Source organism: Geminicoccus harenae (assembly GCF_019800005.1).
GTDB classification, from domain to species: Bacteria; Pseudomonadota; Alphaproteobacteria; order Geminicoccales; family Geminicoccaceae; genus Geminicoccus; species Geminicoccus harenae.
In genome coordinates, this window is sequence record NZ_JABGCL010000011.1 from 1 (window position 1) to 17,253 (window position 17,253).

Consider the following 17,253-nt stretch of genomic DNA (forward strand, 5'->3'; position numbering starts at 1 on the left):
AACGCCGCCCGCACATCCCTCCAAAAACGCTCTTTCCAAGCGCTCCACTAAACCAACGATGTCAAACAACACACCAGCCGACGATCCGGACGACCATCGGGCAGTCCCTCAGAGAGGACCGCCACCCAACCCCAACAGATCAGGTACTTGCAGCCGCACTAGATACCAGCGCGACAATCTCCGTCGCCGCCGAGCACCCAGCCTCGCTGCGTGGGCCGGGTTCTAAGCCTGGACCGCCGAACCGTCAACAGGGTTTTTCGACAGTTTGGAGAAATCTTCCGACCGCACACCGCAGCGCCGCCCGCGCCCAACCCATCAACCTGGAGCTTAGCATTTTCTGGCCCTCCACACGCTGTAGGTGGCGGCCGCTCGGTTGACAGGGGCGGCCACGCTACGCATGGTCCCGGCATCATCTAGATAGGGTGGCACGCCACCGCAGGCAATCGCTCGACGGGCCGGAACGGCCCGGTGCTGACGCTCGCGGTAATGGTGGCCCATGGTACGTGCGGGGGAGGATCGAGCGTTGCGTCCACGTAAGGCCCGCCCCGCCCCCATTCGCTGGGTTCCCCTGATGACCGCGGCCGGGCTGGCGTTCACGGCCGGGTTCGGCGTGGCCGGGGCGACCTTCCATTATCTGGGCAATAGGGCACCCGAGCCCCAAACCGAGCTGGCACCACCGCAGGCGGCGGCGATTCCGGTCGCAGCGCCGGCCGAACTGGAACCGGCCGCACTGTTCGCCCAGCCGGGTCCGTCCGCCGGGGCGCCGGCAGTCCAGGTCGCCCTGACGGCCGACGCGCCGACGGACGGGCCCGGCATCTGGGCGCTCACGAACCTCGACCAGAGCAGCTTGGTGGCGGAGGCCGCGCCCGAGCTGCTCCTGCCGCCCGAGGACGAGGTGCTGGAGGTCGAGGTCGAGAAGGGCGACACGCTGATCGACATCCTGCAGCGCGCGGGTGCGGTCGGCAGCGAGGCCCAGGCGGCGATCGCCGCCCTCAAGGGCGTGTACGACCCACGCCAGCTCCGCGCCGGCGCCAGGGTGTCGGTCGCGCTCGAGAGCGGCGACGAGACCAGCCCGCTCCAGGGCCTGACCATCCCGATCGCGTTCGCCCAGGAGCTCAAGGTCGACCGGGACGAGGCCGGCGGGTTCAGCGCCCGCACGGTGGAGCTGACCCTGGACCGCGAGGACGTGCTGGCCGGCGGGACCATCAGCGGCAGCCTCTATGACAGCGCGCGCGCCGCCGGGATGCCGGCCGAGACGATCATGCGCTTCGTCAAGCTCCTGTCCTGGGACGTCGACTTCCAGCGCGACCTGAAGGAAGGCGACCGGTTCGAGGTCATCTATGACCGGCTCAGCACGCCGGACGGCAGGGAGGCGCGCTACGACGACATCAGCTTCGCCCGGCTGGTCAACGGCGAGCGCGACTTCATCCTCTACCGGTTCGAGCGCGAGGACGGCTCGCGCGCCTGGTACGACGCCAACGGCAAGTCGGTGCGCAAGTCGCTGCTGCGCACGCCCATCGACGGCGCGCGGCTCAGCTCCGGCTTCGGCATGCGCCGCCACCCGGTGCTGGGCTACTCGCGCATGCACAAAGGCACCGACTTCGCGGCCCCCACCGGCACGCCGATCTATGCTGCCGGCGACGGCGTGATCGAGATGCGCGGGCGCAACCGCGGCTACGGCAACTATATCCGGATCCGGCACAACGCCGAGTACGCCACCGCCTATGGCCATATGAGCCGGTTCGCCAAGCAGCTGAAGGTCGGCAGCAAGGTGCGCCAGGGCGAGGTGATCGGCTATGTCGGGACGACCGGCCTGTCGACCGGGCCGCACCTGCACTACGAGGTCCTGCACCGGGGCGCCCAGATCAACCCGATGTCGGTGAAGCAGAACGTCGCCGAGGAGCTGAGCGGCAAGGAGCTGGCGCGCTTCAAGGCCGAGCGCGACCGGCTGGACGCGCTGCGCCGTCAGCTGGCCGCCCCTGCCCAGGTGGCGCAGAACTAGCTCCTGATACGGTCGGGCAGCCGGGCCACCTGGCGCATCGGACCGGGAGGCCGCAGCGAGGGAGGCATGGCATGACCAATGCAGACAGCGGCAGCAGGGTGGCGATCGTGACCGGGGCGTCGCGCGGCATCGGCGCCGCGATCGCGGAACGCCTCCCCCGGGACGGGCTCGCCGTCATCGTCAACTATGCCGGGCGTGCTGCCGATGCGGCGGCACTGGCGGCGCGGATCGAGCAGGCGGGCGGCCGGGCACGTCCCGTCCAGGCCGATGTGAGCGATCCCGCCGCCGTGGCCCGGATGTTCGACGCGGCGCAAGCGGCGTTCGGCGGGGTCGACGTGCTGGTGAACAATGCCGGCATCATGCATCTGGCGACGCTGGCCGAGGGTGACGACGCGCTGATCGACCGCCAGCTCGCCGTCAATCTCAAGGGCAGCATCAACACCATGCGCGAGGCGGCGCGCCGGCTGCGCGACGGCGGGCGGATCATCAACCTGTCCTCGAGCGTGGTCGGGCTGCGCCAGCCGACCTATGGCGTCTATGCCGCCACCAAGGCCGGGATCGAGGTGCTGAGCCACGTGCTGGCCAAGGAACTGCGCGGCCGCGGCATCACCGTGAACGCGGTGGCGCCCGGGCCGACCGCGACCGAGCTGTTCCTGGACGGCAAGCCGCCGGAACTCGTCGACCAGCTGGCGAAGCTGGCCCCGCTGGAGCGGCTGGGCCAGCCGGAGGACATTGCCGGCGTGGTGGCGTTCCTGGCGGGTCCGGACGGGGCCTGGGTCAATGGCCAGGTCCTGCGCGCCAATGGCGGCATCGTCTGACCCCACGCCAACTGCCGGCGACCGGGCCGGCGGATGTCCGGACCAATCCTGTTGCCAACGACGAAGGGCCCGCCCGGACCTGCCCGGGCGGGCCCTGTTTCATCCTGGCAGGACGTCCGCGAGCGTCAGGCGGCCATCGCCAAGCCTTCCGGCGCGATCTGGAGCTGGCCGTCCGCGACGGTGACCTTCACCCGGTCGCCGTCCTGGATCCGCCCCTCCAGCACCGCGGTCGCCAGCGGGTCCTGGAGATGGCGCTGGATCGACCGCTTGAGCGGCCTGGCGCCATAGACCGGGTCGTAGCCCGCGTCCGCCAGCCAGTCGATCGCCGGGTCGGTGATGTCGAGCGTGATCCGCCGGTCGGCCAGGAGCTTCTCCAGCCGCTGGAGCTGGATCCTGACGATCCCGCCCATCTGCGCCCGGCCCAGCCGGTTGAACAGGATGATCTCGTCCAGCCGGTTCAGGAACTCCGGACGGAAGCTGGCGCGGACCACCGCCATCACCTGCTCCCTGGCATCCTCGGCCGAGGCACCTTCCGGCAGCGCCGCCAGGTATTCCGAGCCCAGATTGCTGGTCAGCACGATGATGGTGTTGCGGAAGTCGACCGTGCGGCCCTGACCATCGGTCAGCCGCCCGTCGTCCAGCACCTGCAGGAGCACGTTGAACACGTCCGGATGGGCCTTCTCGACCTCGTCGAACAGGACCACCTGGTAGGGCCGCCGCCGGACCGCCTCGGTGAGCGCCCCGCCCTCGTCATAGCCGACATAGCCGGGCGGTGCGCCGATCAGCCGGCTGACGCTGTGCTTCTCCATGAACTCGGACATGTCGATCCGGATCATGGCCTGATCGTCGTCGAACAGGAACGAGGCCAGCGCCTTGCACAGCTCGGTCTTGCCGACACCGGTGGGGCCCAGGAACAGGAAGCTGCCGATCGGCCGGTTCGGGTCCTGCAGCCCGGCCCGCGCGCGGCGGACCGATTTCGCGACGGCTTCCACCGCCGGATGCTGCCCGACCACCCGGGTCTCCAGCTTGCTCTCCATCTGCAGGAGCTTTTCCCGCTCGCCCTCCAGCATCTTGTCGACCGGGATGCCGGTCCAGCGCGACACCACGTGCGCGATGTCCTGCTCGGTGACCTCCTCGGCCACCAGCGGCCGGCTTTCCGCCGCCTGCGCCTCGGCGAGCATCTTCTCCACGGCCGGGATCTCGCCATAGGCGAGCTTGCCGGCGCGCTCGAAGTCGCCCTTGCGCTGCGCGATCTGCAGCTCGTTGCGCAGCTGCTCCAGCTGCTCCTTGAGCTTGGTCGCGGACGCCAGCTTCTCCTTCTCGGCCTGCCAGCGCGCGGTGATCTCGGCGGATTCCTTCTTCAGCCCGTCCAGCTCCTTGACCAGCTTGTCGAGCCGGTCCTTGGAGGCCTGGTCGTGCTCCTTCTGCAGGGCCGCCTTCTCGATCTCCAGCTGCAGGATGCGCCGGTCGAGCTCGTCCAGCTCCTCGGGCTTGCTGTCGATCGCCATGCGCTTGCGCGCCGCCGCCTCGTCGATCAGGTCGATCGCCTTGTCGGGCAGGAAGCGGTCGGTGATGTAGCGGTTCGACATGGTCGCCGCCGCCACGATGGCACCGTCGGTGATCCGCACGCCGTGATGGAGCTCGTACTTCTCCTTCAGCCCGCGCAGGATCGACACCGCGTCCTGCACGTCCGGCTCGCTGACGAAGACCGGCTGGAAGCGCCGGGCCAGCGCCGCGTCCTTCTCGATATGCTTGCGGTACTCGTCGAGCGTCGTGGCGCCGACGCAGTGCAGCTCGCCGCGTGCCAGGGCGGGCTTGAGCATGTTGGAAGCGTCCATCGACCCTTCCGCCTTGCCGGCACCCACCAGCGTGTGCAGTTCGTCGATGAACAGGATCGCGTCGCCCTCGCCATGGGCCAGCTCGCTGAGCAGGCCCTTCAGGCGCTCCTCGAACTCACCGCGATACTTGGCGCCGGCGACCATGGCACCCAGGTCGAGCGAGAGGAGCTTGCGGTCCTTCAGGCTCTCGGGAACGTCGCCGTTCACGATCCGGTTGGCCAGACCCTCGGCGATCGCGGTCTTGCCCACGCCCGGCTCGCCGATCAGCACCGGGTTGTTCTTGGTACGGCGCGAGAGCACCTGCACGACGCGCCGGATCTCCTCGTCGCGGCCGATCACCGGGTCGAGCTTGCCCTCACGCGCCGCGGCGGTGAGGTCGCGCGTGTATTTCTCGAGCGCCTGGTACTGGTTCTCGGCCGACGGGCTGTCGGCCCTGCGCCCCTTGCGGATCTGCTCGATGGCGCCGTTCAGCGACTGCGGCGTGACGTTGGCCGCCTTGAGGATCTTCGCCGCTTCCGGGTCGACGATCGCGAGCGCCAGCAGCAGCCGCTCGGCGGTCACGTAGCCGTCGCCGGCCTTCTTCGCCAGGCCTTCCGCCTGGTCGAACAGCTTGGCGAGCTCCGGGGACAGGTTGACCTGCCCGGCACCGGGGCCCTCGACCTTGGGCAGCCGGGACAGCGCCAGCTCGGTCTCACGCAGCGCCGCCTTCGGGTCACCGCCCGAGGCACGGATCAGGTTGGCGGCTAGGCCCTGCTCGTCGTCCAGAAGCACCTTGAGCAGGTGGATCGGCAGGAGCCGCTGATGCCCCTCGCGAAGCGCCAGCGTCTGGGCCGACTGCACGAAGCCCTTTGCCCGATCGGTATATTTCTCGAAGTCCATGGGACACCTCCGTCAAAAGGCTCCCCGTATCCCGGGCGAGCCATCGGTCGCGAGCCTTGCAAGAAGCACCCGCACCGCATCGTGTTCTGGAGGTAGGACGCCGTTGACCCGGCACAAGATCTTGAAAGATCGCCGCTAATACAGGTGTGGAACATCCGCATCGGCAGCCCGGCAGAGCTCCAGGCAGCGCGCGATGCCGGCCAGATCGGCATGGCTTCGCCCGGCCAGCCCGTGCTCGGCGAACCATGCCAGGAGCGGCGGTGCCTGGCCCTGACCGATCTCCAGCAGCACGGTGCCGCCGGGTGCCAGCAGGCGCAGGAGGTCCGGGGTCATCGCCCGGTAGGACTGGAGCCCGTCGGCCCCCGGCGAGAGCGCGTCCTGCGGCTCGAAGCGCAGCTCGGCGGCGAGGCCGGGCAGGTCGCCGGCATCGATATAGGGCGGGTTGGACAGGATCAGGTCGAACTGGCCGGTGACGGCCTCGCCCCAGCTGCCCTGCACCAGCCCCACCCGGTCCGCCACGCCCAGGGCCTGGGCGTTCTTGCGGGTCCAGTCGAGTGCCACCGCGCTCGTATCCACACCCACCCCGCGGGCCTCCGGGTACTCGGCCAGGAGGGTCAGCAGGATACAGCCGGAGCCGACGCCCAGGTCCAGGATCCGCAGCGTTGCCCCGCGGTCGGGCCAGCGGCGCAGCGCCGCCTCGATCAGGGTCTCGGTCTCGGGGCGCGGCACCAGCACGCCCGGACCCACCAGGAACGGCCGGCCGAAGAACTCGCGGCTGCCGGCCAGGTACGCGAACGGTTCGCGCCGTACCCGCCTTGCGACCAGCTCCTCCAGCCGTGCCGACTGCCCAGCGCTGAGTTCCCGCCTGCCCCCCGCCAGCTGCTCGGTCCGGCTCCAGCCGGTGGCGAGCCCGAGCAGCAGGGCCGCCTCGCGCCTCGGCGCCTCGATCCCGGCCGCCTGCAGCCGCCGACGCGCCTCCGCCAGGGCCTCGTCCAGCCCAGTCACTCGAGCTGGGCCAGCTTGCGCGCCTGGTCCTCGGCGACCAGGGCATCGACGAAGCGGCCGAGCCCTGGACCTGCCAGCACCTCGTCCAACGCGTAGAGGGTCAGGTCGATCCGGTGGTCAGTGACCCGGTTCTGCGGGAAGTTGTAGGTGCGGATGCGCTCGGAGCGGTCTCCTGAGCCGATCTGCTCGCGCCGGTCGGCCGAGCGCTCCTGGTCGGCGCGCGCGCGCTCCTGGTCGAACAGCCGGGCGCGCAGGATCTTCATGGCGCGCGCCTTGTTGCGGTGCTGGGAGCGCTCGTCCTGCTGGAACACGACGATGCCGCTCGGCAGATGGGTGATGCGCACCGCACTCTCGGTGCGGTTCACGTGCTGGCCGCCCGCACCCGAGGCTCGCAGCACGTCGATGCGCAGGTCCTTGTCGTCGATCTTGATGTCGACCTCTTCCGCCTCGGGCAGGACGGCGACCGTGGCGGCAGACGTGTGGATGCGCCCGCCGCCCTCGGTGACCGGCACGCGCTGGACCCGGTGCACGCCCGATTCGAACTTGAGCTTGGCGAACACGCCCTGCCCCTCGACCGCCACCGAGATGTCCTTCAGGCCGCCCAGATCGGTCTCGGTCTCGCTCAGCACCTCGAACTTCCAGCCCTGCAGCGCCGCATAGCGCTGGTACATGCGGAACAGGTCGCCGCCGAACAGGGCCGCCTCCTCGCCGCCGGTCCCGGCCCGGATCTCCAGGATGGCGCTGCGCTCGTCCGCGGCGTCCTTCGGCAGGAGCGCCAGGCGCAGCGCCAGCTCTGCCGCGCCCAGCCGCTCGCGGGCCTCGGGCAGCTCGGCCGCCGCCAGCTCGCGCATCTCGGCGTCGTCGAGCAGCAGCTCCAGGCCCCCTACCTCCTGCTCCGCGGCGCGGAAGGCGTCGATCGCGTCGGTGACCGGGCGCAGCTCGGCCAGCTCCCGGGAGAGTTGGACGATGTCCTGGCGGCCGGGCTCGGCCAGGAGCGCTTCCAGCTCCTCCTTGCGGGCGAGGATCGGGTCGAGGTCGAGCTTGGCTGCCATGCTGGTCGGGTGAGCCGGTCCTGTGGGTGGCGGGGACGGGTTCGTGTCGACGAGCGGCCCCTTTCGGTCAAGTCGGCAGGCTGGCCTCGTGGCCCGCCTCGTCGGCCTCGCTGCGCAGGCGGCTCGCCGCGAGCTCGCCCTCCCGCTCCAGGATCGGGTAGGCGACCGACACGATATGGGCATGGATGCGCTTGAGGTCGCGCATCACGTCGAGATGCAGGCTGGAGCTGTCACGCGTATCGACCCGACCGGTCATCAGCCGGGCCAGGTGACTATCGGTGTAGCGGCGCTCCAGCTCGCGCATCTTGGCCTTGGCGGCGAACAGCCGGCGCGCGTCGGCCAGGTCCGAGGTCAGGAACACGGCGAAGGCCAGCTCCAGGTCGCGCAGGATCTCGGCGTGGAAGGCCTCGATCTCCGCCATGCCGTCAGGCGAGAACTGCACCTGCAAGCGGATCTTCTTGGCGGCGAGCTCCATCAGGTTCTTGTCGACGATGTCGCCGACATGCTCGAGATTGGTGACGAAGGTCAGGATCTCGATCTGCCGCCTGCTTTCCTTGCGGTCGAGTTCCCGCTGGGCCAGCTCAGTCAGGTAGTGCTTGATCGATTCGTGCAGCCGGTCGACCACGTCGTCCTGGTCGCGGACCTGCCTGAGCAGCCGCGCGTCGTCGGTGCGCAGCACCGTCATCACGTCCCGCAGCATCGACTGGATCACCTCGCCCACCCGCAGCGTCTCGCGCACGGCCGAGGCCAGCGCCACCGACGGCGTGTCCAGCGCGTCCTGCTCCAGGAAGCGCGGTGTCGCCGGATCGGTGCCCGCCGGATCGTCCGGCATCAGCCAGACCAGCAGGCGGTCGAACGGGCCGGTGAGCGGCAGGAAGATCAGGGCCAGGAGCAGGTTGAAGCCGATATGGGCGCCGACCGTGAGCAGGCCCGACGGGAGTGCCGCCTCCAGCAGCGGCAGGAGCTGCGGGATGAACGGCAGGAGCGCCAGTGCGGTGCCGGCGCGCTTGATGAGGTTGCCCATCGGGGCGCGGCGGCCAGCGGCCGGTGCCTGCGCGGTCATGACCGCGGCCACGATGCCGGCACCGGCATTCGCACCCAGCACCAGGGCCAGGGCCAGCGGCGGCGCCACGACACCGGAGGCAGCCAGCGACGCGATCAGGAGGACGATCGCCAGGCTGGAATGGAGCAGCCAGGTGAGCAGGGCCGCCAGCAGGAAGCCCACGAGCGGCGTGTCGCCGAGCGCGCCCATGAGCTCGATCATCACCGGCGATGTACCGAGTGGTGCTGCCGCCTGCACGATCTGCTGGAGCGACAGGAGCACCAGGCCCAGGCCGATCCCGACCCGCGCCAAGCTGCGGGCCTTGGCACTCTCGGTGCCGAGGAACACGGCCACGCCCAGCAGGAGGAACAAAGAGCCCAGCCAGGCGATGCGGAAGGACAGGAGCAGGGCGATCAGCGCGGTGCCGACATCGGCGCCCAGCATCACCGCGAGCGCCGGGCCGGTCTCCATCAGGCCGCGCGCGGCGAAGGACGAGACCAGCACGGAGGTGGCGGTCGAGGACTGGAGCAGCATGGTGACGCCCAGGCCGGCGGCGAACGCGGCCAGGCGGTTGCGCACGGAGCGGCCGAGGAAGTGGCGCAGGCCGGCGCCGAACGCCCGGCTCATGCCGGTGCGCACCATGCGCACCCCCCAGAGCAGCAGGGCTACCGCGCCCAGGAGGTGCAGGAGAATCTCGGTACCGTTCAACGCGCGGACGACCTCGTCAGGAAGACCGCCAACGTCATCGCATCGTCAGCGAGTTGTCAAACCGGCGATGCTACGCGCTTCGGTTGAGCTCGTCCAGGAGTGCCTCGCGTGCTACGGCATGCTCGGCGCCGGTGGCCAGGTCACGCAGCTTGACCACGCCGGCGGCCAGCTCGTCGTCGCCCAGGAACAAGGCCAGCCGGGCGTCCAGCCGATCGGCCCGCTTCATCCGCTGCGCCGGCTTGCCACGGAAGGCCAGCTCGACATGCTGGCCGGCACGGCGCAGCTCCTGGGCGAGCTGCCAGGCCGCCCGCTCGGCGGCAGTCCCGATCGGCACGATCGCGACCGGGCGGATCGCCGGCGGCGGCGCCTCGATCAGCGCTGCCAGCCGCTCCACCCCGGCAGCCCAGCCCACGCCCGGCACGTCCGGCCCGCCCATGCTGCGGATCAGCCCGTCATAGCGCCCGCCGCCCAGCACGGTGCCCTGGGCGCCCAGATGGGTGGTCACGAACTCGAAGGCGGTGTGGGTATAGTAGTCGAGGCCGCGCACCAGGCGCGGGTCCAGGACATAGGCGATGCCGAGCGCGTCCAGCCCGTCGGTCACGGTCTGGAAGAAGTCCTTCGACGCCTGGTTCAGGCTCTCGCCCATGAGCGGGGCGTCGGCCACCAGCTCCCGGTCCCCTGCGTCCTTGCTGTCCAGGATGCGCAGGGGGTTCTTGTGCAGCCGGTTGCGGCTGTCCTCGGACAGCTTCGCCTCGTGGCTGGAGAAATAGGCCACCAGCCGGTCGCGATAGGCGGCCCGGCTTTCCGGATCCCCTAAGCTGTTCAGCTGGAGGACGGTCTTGCCCAGCACCCCCAGCTCGTCCAGCACATGGGCGCCGAGCGCGATGACCTCGGCATCCGCCAGCGCCTCGGGCGCGCCCAGCACCTCGATGCCGATCTGGTGGAACTGGCGCATCCGCCCCTTCTGCGGCCGCTCGTAGCGGAACATCGGGCCGTGGTAGAACAGCTTGACCGGCAGGGACTGCTGCAGCCCGTTGGTGACGAAGGCGCGCGCCACGCCAGCGGTGTTCTCCGGCCGCAGCGTGAGCTGCTCGCCGCCCCGGTCGGTGAAGGTGTACATCTCCTTGGTCACCACGTCGGAGGTGTCGCCCAGCGTGCGCTGGAACACCTCGGTGAACTCGAAGATCGGCGTCTCGATCTCGCCATAGCCGTAGCGCGAAGCCAAGCGGCGCGCCGTCTCGTGGACATGGCTGTGGCGCCGCATGTCCTCGCCCAGAAGGTCATGGGTACCGCGGACGGGGCGCAGCTCGCTCATCGCTGTCTCGGACTTTCGGCTGGATCAAAAAACGAACAGGTCAGGCCGCCTCGCGCCGGCCGTAGCGCCGCTCGACATAGGCCTCGACGATCTGCTGGAACTCTTCGGCGATGGTGGGCCCGCGCAGCGTATGGCGCTTCTCGCCGTCGATGAAGACCGGGGCTGCCGGGTTCTCGCCCGAGCCCGGCAGCGAGATGCCGATATCGGCATGCTTGCTCTCGCCGGGCCCGTTCACGATGCAGCCCATCACCGCGACCTTCATGGTCTCGACGCCGGGATGGGTCGCCTTCCAGCGCGGCATCTGCGCGTCCAGCCAGGTCTGGATCGACAAGGCCAGCTCCTGGAACAGGGTGGAAGTGGTCCGGCCGCAGCCCGGGCAGGCGGTGACGGCCGGGGCGAACTGGCGCAGGTCGAGCGCCTGCAGCACTTCCTTGCAGGTCTCGACCTCGCGCGCCCGGCTCTCGCCCGGCCGTGGGGTCAGGGAGGCACGGATCGTGTCGCCGATCCCCTCGGTCAGGAGCAGGGACAGGGCCGCGGCCGAGGCCACGATGCCCTTGGTGCCCATCCCGGCCTCGGTCAGCCCCAGATGCAGCGCATATTCTGAGCGCCGCGCCAGCTCGCGATAGACCGCCACCAGGTCGTGGACCCGGCTGAGCTTGGTGGAGATGATGATCCGGTCGGCCGGCAGGCCCAGCGCCTCGGCCCGCTCCGCCGACTGCAGCGCCGAGATCACCATCGCCTCGCGCATCACGTCGTCGGCCGGACGCGGATCCGGGCGGCTGGCATTGGCGTCCATCAGGCCGGTCGCCAGGTCCTGGTCGAGCGAGCCCCAGTTGACGCCGATCCGCACCGGCTTGCCGTAGCGCAGCGCCGCCTCGATCATCTGCTCGAACTGGACGTCGCGCTTCTTGCCGAAGCCGACATTGCCCGGGTTGATCCGGTACTTGGCCAGCGCCTGCGCCATCGCCGGATGCTCGGCCAAGAGCTTGTGGCCGTTGAAGTGGAAGTCGCCGACGATCGGCGTTTCCCAGCCCAGCAGGCGCAGCCGCTCGACCACCGTCGGCACCGCCCTGGCCGCGGCATCGTCGTTGACCGTCACGCGCACGATCTCGGAGCCGGCCTTGGCCAGCTCGATCACCTGGCGCGTGGTGGCATCCACGTCGCCCGTGTCGGTGTTGGTCATCGACTGCACGACGATGGGCGCGTCACCGCCGACGACGATGCCGCCCACATCCACCGCATGCGTGCGATGCCGAACGATCTGGCGAAGTGCCACCATGAGCGGTCAACCGGTCCCGACTGTCCTAGGCGCGCGGGATAGCCCAGCCGGGCCTCCCGTGTCACCAGCAACCACGCTGGACCTGCTATGCGCTGCCGGCACCGCGGCACCTGGCGGGCCGTCCGTCAGTAGAGAATGGACGGGAACCAGGCACCCCGGGGCTCGCGATATTCGCCACGGCTCATCAGCACCATCGGCTTGACCTGCCGCAGGCCGGCCGCCAGGCACCAGCGGAACAGGCCCGCCTGCCGGATCGGCAGCAGCAGCGCCACCGGCTCCTCGACCGAGCGGGCAGCACCGGCGAGCAGGGCCGCCATGTCCTCCTCGGTCTCGGCCACGCCGTGGTTGGCGAGCCAGGCCGTGGCCGCCGCGGCATACGTCACCACCCGGTCGTCACGTGACGCGACCCAGGCCAGCCCCTTGCCCATCGCCTCACGCAGCTCGTTGGCGCGGGAATGGCCGTGCACCCGCTCATAGAGCGCAGCGCTAGCCGCTAGGTCCTCCACCCGCAACGGCCGGACGTCCCATCCGGCCGGGATCGCGTGCACAGGCCGCCCCGCCAGGGCGACCAGCGGCTCCCTGGCCTCGAAGCCGAGCCCGACATAGAGGGCGAGCGAGCCGAGGTTGAATGCCTCCTGCGCCAGCCGCACCCCGGGCGCATCGGCCGTACGCTCCAGCACGGCCGCCATGAGCTGCCGACCGACACCCCTCCCCTGGGCCACCGGGTCGACCACGATCGGGCCGACAGCGCGGATCGGGTCGCGCTCGCTCAGGAAGTTGAAGCCCAGGACGCGGCCATCCTGACCGACCGCCACGACACCGAAGACGGCGGGATGCCCGAGGAAGCTCTGCACACGCGCAATGGCGGCCTCGACGGATGGGTAGTTGGGCGGGAAGCCGTGCCGCTCGTTGAGCGCCTTGAACCCTTCGTAGCAGATCCGCCCGCACACTTCGGCGTCGGTTACCGTCGCCGGGCGCACCACGGCCTCCAAGGTGGACGTCGCATCGGCGCTCATCGTGCGCCTCCCTTCTTCCGGCTCACGCCCCGGCGGAGGCCGTGATCCGCCACCAGAAACTCCAGGGGAGCGCACCGCACAATGTCATACCTTGAGCGGGAGTGGCGCCGCCTCGGGCCGCTCCTAACGAAGCGTCGCCCCAGGGCGACTGCCCAAGGGCTATCGGGCCAACATCGACACCCTGGCCGGGCCGGAATCGCCTATGAGGGGGTGGGCCTTGGTCCAGCAGCGCTGCATCCCGGACACGACATGCGGCATCGAGCGGGAAGTGCCCCCGGGTGATGACACCATCGCTGTGCCCCCGGCAGAGCAGCAGGGCGGCTCCGCCCTGCCTCGTGCCGCGCGCCTCGGTTGGGAGCAAGCCGCATCGGCGCTGCGGTCGCCCGGACCCGCCGATGGCGTTCGTTCCGACGCTGGGCCAGCCCCACCTGCAATCTACCTGCCGCGAGCCGATAGGCACGTGTGCCGCGACACGCCCCGGCTGCCGTCCGCCGAAGCTCCGGCTCCCGGTGATCATGACAGCAGGAGCCGCACGGGCCGACCTGTGCGGAGCCATCTCCAAGGCGCAGCATCAGCGCCGCCCCTCCGGGCCGAGAAGGGCCCACGGCTGGTGAGATGGGCACCGTACCGGGAGCGAAACGTCGTCGAGCGTCCGGAGGAGTACCGACGGACCGCCTCCCGCTCCGGCGAGCGTGCGGCCAGCCACCTCGCCTCCGTCCAGCTGCCGCCAGCCGGATAGAACGTTCGAAACGACCCTACTGGATGGGCGCGAGCCGGGCCTTGAGGGCGGCCGGGTCGAGCGGCACGTCGCGCAGGACGGCACCGCGGGCACCCAGCGGCGCCAGTTCCGCACCGTCCACCATCACCTGCAGCCCGCCGGCATTGCCGGTCCACAGCGCCAGATCGGCCCGCTCGGGCAGGAGGAAGCGTTCGCCGGCCTCCATCAGGCGGCTGCGCGAGAAGGACCGGTCGGCCGACCGCACCTGGATCCAGGCGGGCTCGGTCGCCACCAGCACCACGCGCGCTTCCCCGGCGACCGCGGCACCCACCCCGGGATTGGGCCGGCCTTCGTCCGCCGCGATCGCTTCACCCGCTTGCGCGGCCTCGCCGGTTCCGGCGGGTGAAGCCGCGGCAGCCAGGGCCGCCGCGGGCTGCGGCGGCTCGGCCGCCACGCCTGCATCGGACGCCGGCGCTGCATGGGCGGGCACGGGTGCCGTGGCCGCCACGGCCAGCACCTCGGCCACAGACGGCAGGTCCTGGACGGCGGGGGCCGGCGCTGCGGCGAGCGCCCGTTCCGGCACGGCCGGCCCGATGGGATCCGGCCGCAGCGGCGCTGGCGGCGGTTGCCGGACGGCGGACGGGGGATCGGGCGGCGACAGGTAGGGTGCCTCGGCGACCGCTTCCGGCGGTGCCTCGCCGCCCAGGCCCAGATAGGACCAGCCGCCATAGCCGGCACCGGCCAGCACGAGCAGGGCCAGCGCCACGACCATGGTCGGCCGGCGTTCCTCGGCGGGGGGGACGCGGAAGGCCGGCGCTGCGGGCGCTGTCGGGGCGACGGGCACCGCACCCACGGCCTTCAGCCGCCGCACGAGCTTCTGGCCGTCCAGCCCCAGATGCTCGGCGTAGCTGCGCAGGAAGCCGTGGGCATAGGGGATGCCGGGCAGGCGGGCATGATCGCCCTGCTCCAGCGCCAGGAGAAAAGCGGGCTTGATCCGCAGAAGATCGGCCACGTCGTAGAGGTCTTCGCCACGCTGCTCACGCAGGGCGCGAAGCTCCCGGCCGATCGACAGGGCAGCCGCCTCGCCGGGCGGGCCCGATCCCAGATGGGCGGAGGTGGATCCTGAAGCCATGGGTCGGGGTCGACCTCGGTCGCGCTGGAGGGGGTAGCTCTCCAGTAAAGATAGCAGAAAACCCCGAACGGTCCAAAGAAGCAGCCGATCCGGAAATCGGCACCAAATACGCTTCAGGGGCGGTAGACACCCGGCGGCAACACTATGCCATGGTCCAGTGCATAGGCCTGCAGTCGCCCGCGCAGCGAATGGTCGGAAAGTTCCAGCAGTGTCGTCAGATAATCGTGCAGCGGGCCGATCTCGACCGAGCGGAGCATCGCCTTGACTGGCGCCAGGTCGGCCGCGGTCACGGACAGATGGCGCACGCCCAGGCCGATCAGCGCCATCGCCTCGAGCGGCCGGCTGGCCATTTCGCCACATACCGACAGGCGCACGCCCGCCGCCCGGCAACGCTCCACCAGGTCACGGATGAAGCTCAGGAGGCTGGGCGACAGCACGTCGTAGCGGTCGGTCAACTGCGGGTTGCCGCGGTCGGAGGCGTACAGGAACTGGAACAGGTCGTTGCTGCCGAGCGACACGAAGTCGACCCGGCGCAGGATCGCGGGGAGCTGCCAGAACAGGGCCGGCACCTCCATCATCACCCCGACCTGGAGCCGCTCGGGCCGCGGCAGCCCGTCCCGGTCCAGCCGGTCGAGCTCGCGGTCGACCAGGGCACGCGCCGCCTCGAACTCGGCCACCTCGGTGACCATCGGGAACATCACGCAGAGCGGCCGGCCGTTGGCGGCGCGCAGCAGTGCCCGCAACTGCTCGCGCAGCACGATCGGGCGGTCCAGCATCATCCGGATCGCCCGCCAGCCCATGGCCGGGTTCTCCTCGGTCGGCGTGCGCCAGTAGGGGAGCTGCTTGTCGCTGCCGACGTCCAGGGTGCGGAACAGGATCGGCAGGTCGCCCGCCTTTTCCATGATCGAGCGGTAATAGTCGGTCTGCGCCGGGAGATCCGGGTAGCGGCTCCGGTTCATGAAGGTGAGCTCGGTCCGGAACAGGCCGATGCCGTCCGCACCGCTCTCGTCGAGATGGGCGAGGTCTATCAGGAACGCCGCGTTCAGCGACAGGCTGATCGACACCCTGTCCAGGGTCACGGACGGCAGGCTGCGCTGGGTTTCCAGGATCCGGCGCCGCTCCTGCCGGATCATGATCGAGCTGAGGAAGGCCTGCTCGACATCCTCGGTCGGCCGCAGGAACAGATGGCCGTGGTCGCCGTCGATCGCGAGCAGGTCGCCCGGATCGGCCGCCGCCATCGCCCCGTCGACCCGGCCGAGCATCGGGATGTCCAGGGCCCGCGCCACGATGGTGACGTGCGCGGTGCGCGAGCCCTCCTCCAGCACGATGCCCTTGATCCTGCTGCGGTCGTACTCGATCAGGTCCGCGGCGGAGAGATTGCGCGCGATCAGGATCGTCTCGGCGGGCAGGTCGGACGGATCGTGGTGGAGGGCCTGGCCAGTGAGCTGCCGGAGCAGCCGGTTGGCGAGGTCGTCCAGGTCCTGCAGCCGCTCGCGGATATAGGGGTCGGCCACGTGGCCCAGCTTCAGCCGGGTCTCCTCCTGCACCCGCCGCACCGCCGCCTCGGCCGACAGCCCGGTCTCGACCGTCTCGCGGATCCGGCGCACCCAGCCCGGGTCATGGGCGAACATCCGCAGCGCCTCGAACACGTCGCGATGCTCGCCGGAGCCCAGGTCCGGCCGCTCGACCAGCTCGTCCATGGATGCGCGGAACCGCGTCACCGCCAGGTCCAGCCGGTTCAGCTCGGTGCCGACGTTCTCGGCGATCAGCCGGTTGATGACGATCTGCGGCTCGTGCAGCCAGGCCCGGCCGATCGCGACCCCCTCGACCAGCCGGGTACCCTCCAGCCGGTAGGACTCCCGCCGGAGCCCGGCGATGTAGCCATAGACCTTGGGGTCGACCAGCCCGCCCGAGGCGAACATCTCGGCCAGCACCGTGCCGATGACCTCGAGCGCCTCGACCTCGTCGTCGGAATAATGCCGGGGTGCGCGGTTCTGGACGGTGAGGACGCCGGTGACCCGGCCCGAGCGCAGGAGCGGCACGCCCAGGAAGGAGTGGTAGATCTCCTCGCCGGTCTCCGGGAAATAGCGGAAGTTCGGGTGCGACTGGGCGTCCGCGGTGTTGACCACCTGCCCGGTCGCGGCGATCGAGCCGACCAGGCCCTCGCCCACCCGCATCCGCACGCGGTGGACCGCACCCGGTGCCAAGCCCTCGGTGGCGAACAGCTCCAGGAGGTCGCCCGCGCGCTGGGCATAGACCGAGCAGACTTCCGCCACCATGTCGGTGGCGATCATGCGCACCACCCGATCCAGGCGCTCCTGCGGCTCGAGCGGGATGGCCGCAACCTCGATCAGCCGGCGCAGCAGCCGCCGCGAGCCCGCCATCTGGTCGTAGTTGCGCGGCTTGTCACCCACAGGGGGTTCGACCGCCCCGTGCCGCGGGGCCAAGG

General features: G+C 70.5%; 11 protein-coding genes. 2 read left to right on the forward strand and 9 right to left on the reverse strand.

Features of this window, described 5'->3' with window-relative positions; translation table 11 throughout:
* Window positions 1-523: 523 nt before the first annotated feature.
* Both HLA95_RS12040 and HLA95_RS12045 read left to right on the forward strand, forming a co-directional pair.
* A complete protein-coding gene (locus tag HLA95_RS12040; RefSeq protein WP_222183463.1) occupies window positions 524-2,002 on the forward strand; it encodes a M23 family metallopeptidase in 1,479 nt (492 codons plus the stop codon).
* Window positions 2,003-2,073: 71 nt separating this feature from the next.
* The gene (locus tag HLA95_RS12045; RefSeq protein ID WP_191061643.1) at window positions 2,074-2,820 is read left to right on the forward strand and encodes an SDR family oxidoreductase; all 747 of its coding nucleotides are present in this window, start codon (window positions 2,074-2,076) and stop codon (window positions 2,818-2,820) included.
* A 125-nt stretch (window positions 2,821-2,945) separates the two neighbouring features.
* Here the strand turns inward: HLA95_RS12045 and clpB are convergent, their stop codons facing one another.
* From clpB to ptsP, 9 genes are all read right to left on the reverse strand, one after another.
* Window positions 2,946-5,537, reverse strand: a complete 2,592-nt coding sequence (gene clpB, locus HLA95_RS12050) for an ATP-dependent chaperone ClpB (RefSeq protein ID WP_191061377.1) — start codon at window positions 5,535-5,537, stop codon at window positions 2,946-2,948.
* 135 nt (window positions 5,538-5,672) lie between these two features.
* Window positions 5,673-6,542 carry a peptide chain release factor N(5)-glutamine methyltransferase gene (gene prmC / locus HLA95_RS12055; protein ID WP_222183465.1) on the reverse strand — a complete coding sequence of 290 codons (870 nt, stop codon included), beginning with the start codon at window positions 6,540-6,542 and terminating at the stop codon, window positions 5,673-5,675.
* Entirely contained in the window at window positions 6,539-7,594 is a 1,056-nt protein-coding gene (gene prfA / locus HLA95_RS12060; protein ID WP_222183467.1) for a peptide chain release factor 1, read from the reverse strand. The genes prmC and prfA overlap by 4 nt, the downstream gene beginning before the upstream one ends.
* 67 nt (window positions 7,595-7,661) lie before the next feature.
* On the reverse strand, window positions 7,662-9,344 hold the full coding sequence (locus HLA95_RS12065) for a Na/Pi cotransporter family protein (protein WP_191061962.1): 1,683 nt from the start codon (window positions 9,342-9,344) through the stop codon (window positions 7,662-7,664).
* Between the two features lie 70 nt (window positions 9,345-9,414).
* On the reverse strand, window positions 9,415-10,659 hold the full coding sequence (hisS, locus tag HLA95_RS12070; RefSeq protein WP_222183469.1) for a histidine--tRNA ligase: 1,245 nt from the start codon (window positions 10,657-10,659) through the stop codon (window positions 9,415-9,417).
* A gap of 40 nt (window positions 10,660-10,699) precedes the next feature.
* Window positions 10,700-11,938: a flavodoxin-dependent (E)-4-hydroxy-3-methylbut-2-enyl-diphosphate synthase gene (gene ispG, locus HLA95_RS12075; RefSeq protein ID WP_191061089.1), complete on the reverse strand. Its 1,239-nt coding sequence runs from the start codon at window positions 11,936-11,938 to the stop codon at window positions 10,700-10,702.
* Window positions 11,939-12,063: 125 nt separating this feature from the next.
* Window positions 12,064-12,954, reverse strand: a complete 891-nt coding sequence (locus HLA95_RS12080) for a GNAT family N-acetyltransferase (RefSeq protein ID WP_222183471.1) — start codon at window positions 12,952-12,954, stop codon at window positions 12,064-12,066.
* A gap of 755 nt (window positions 12,955-13,709) precedes the next feature.
* Complete coding sequence (locus HLA95_RS12085) at window positions 13,710-14,804, reverse strand: helix-turn-helix domain-containing protein (RefSeq protein ID WP_222183473.1); 1,095 nt, start codon at window positions 14,802-14,804, stop codon at window positions 13,710-13,712.
* Between the two features lie 113 nt (window positions 14,805-14,917).
* Window positions 14,918-17,251 carry a phosphoenolpyruvate--protein phosphotransferase gene (gene ptsP, locus HLA95_RS12090; RefSeq protein WP_306422295.1) on the reverse strand — a complete coding sequence of 778 codons (2,334 nt, stop codon included), beginning with the start codon at window positions 17,249-17,251 and terminating at the stop codon, window positions 14,918-14,920.
* Window positions 17,252-17,253: the final 2 nt, after the last annotated feature.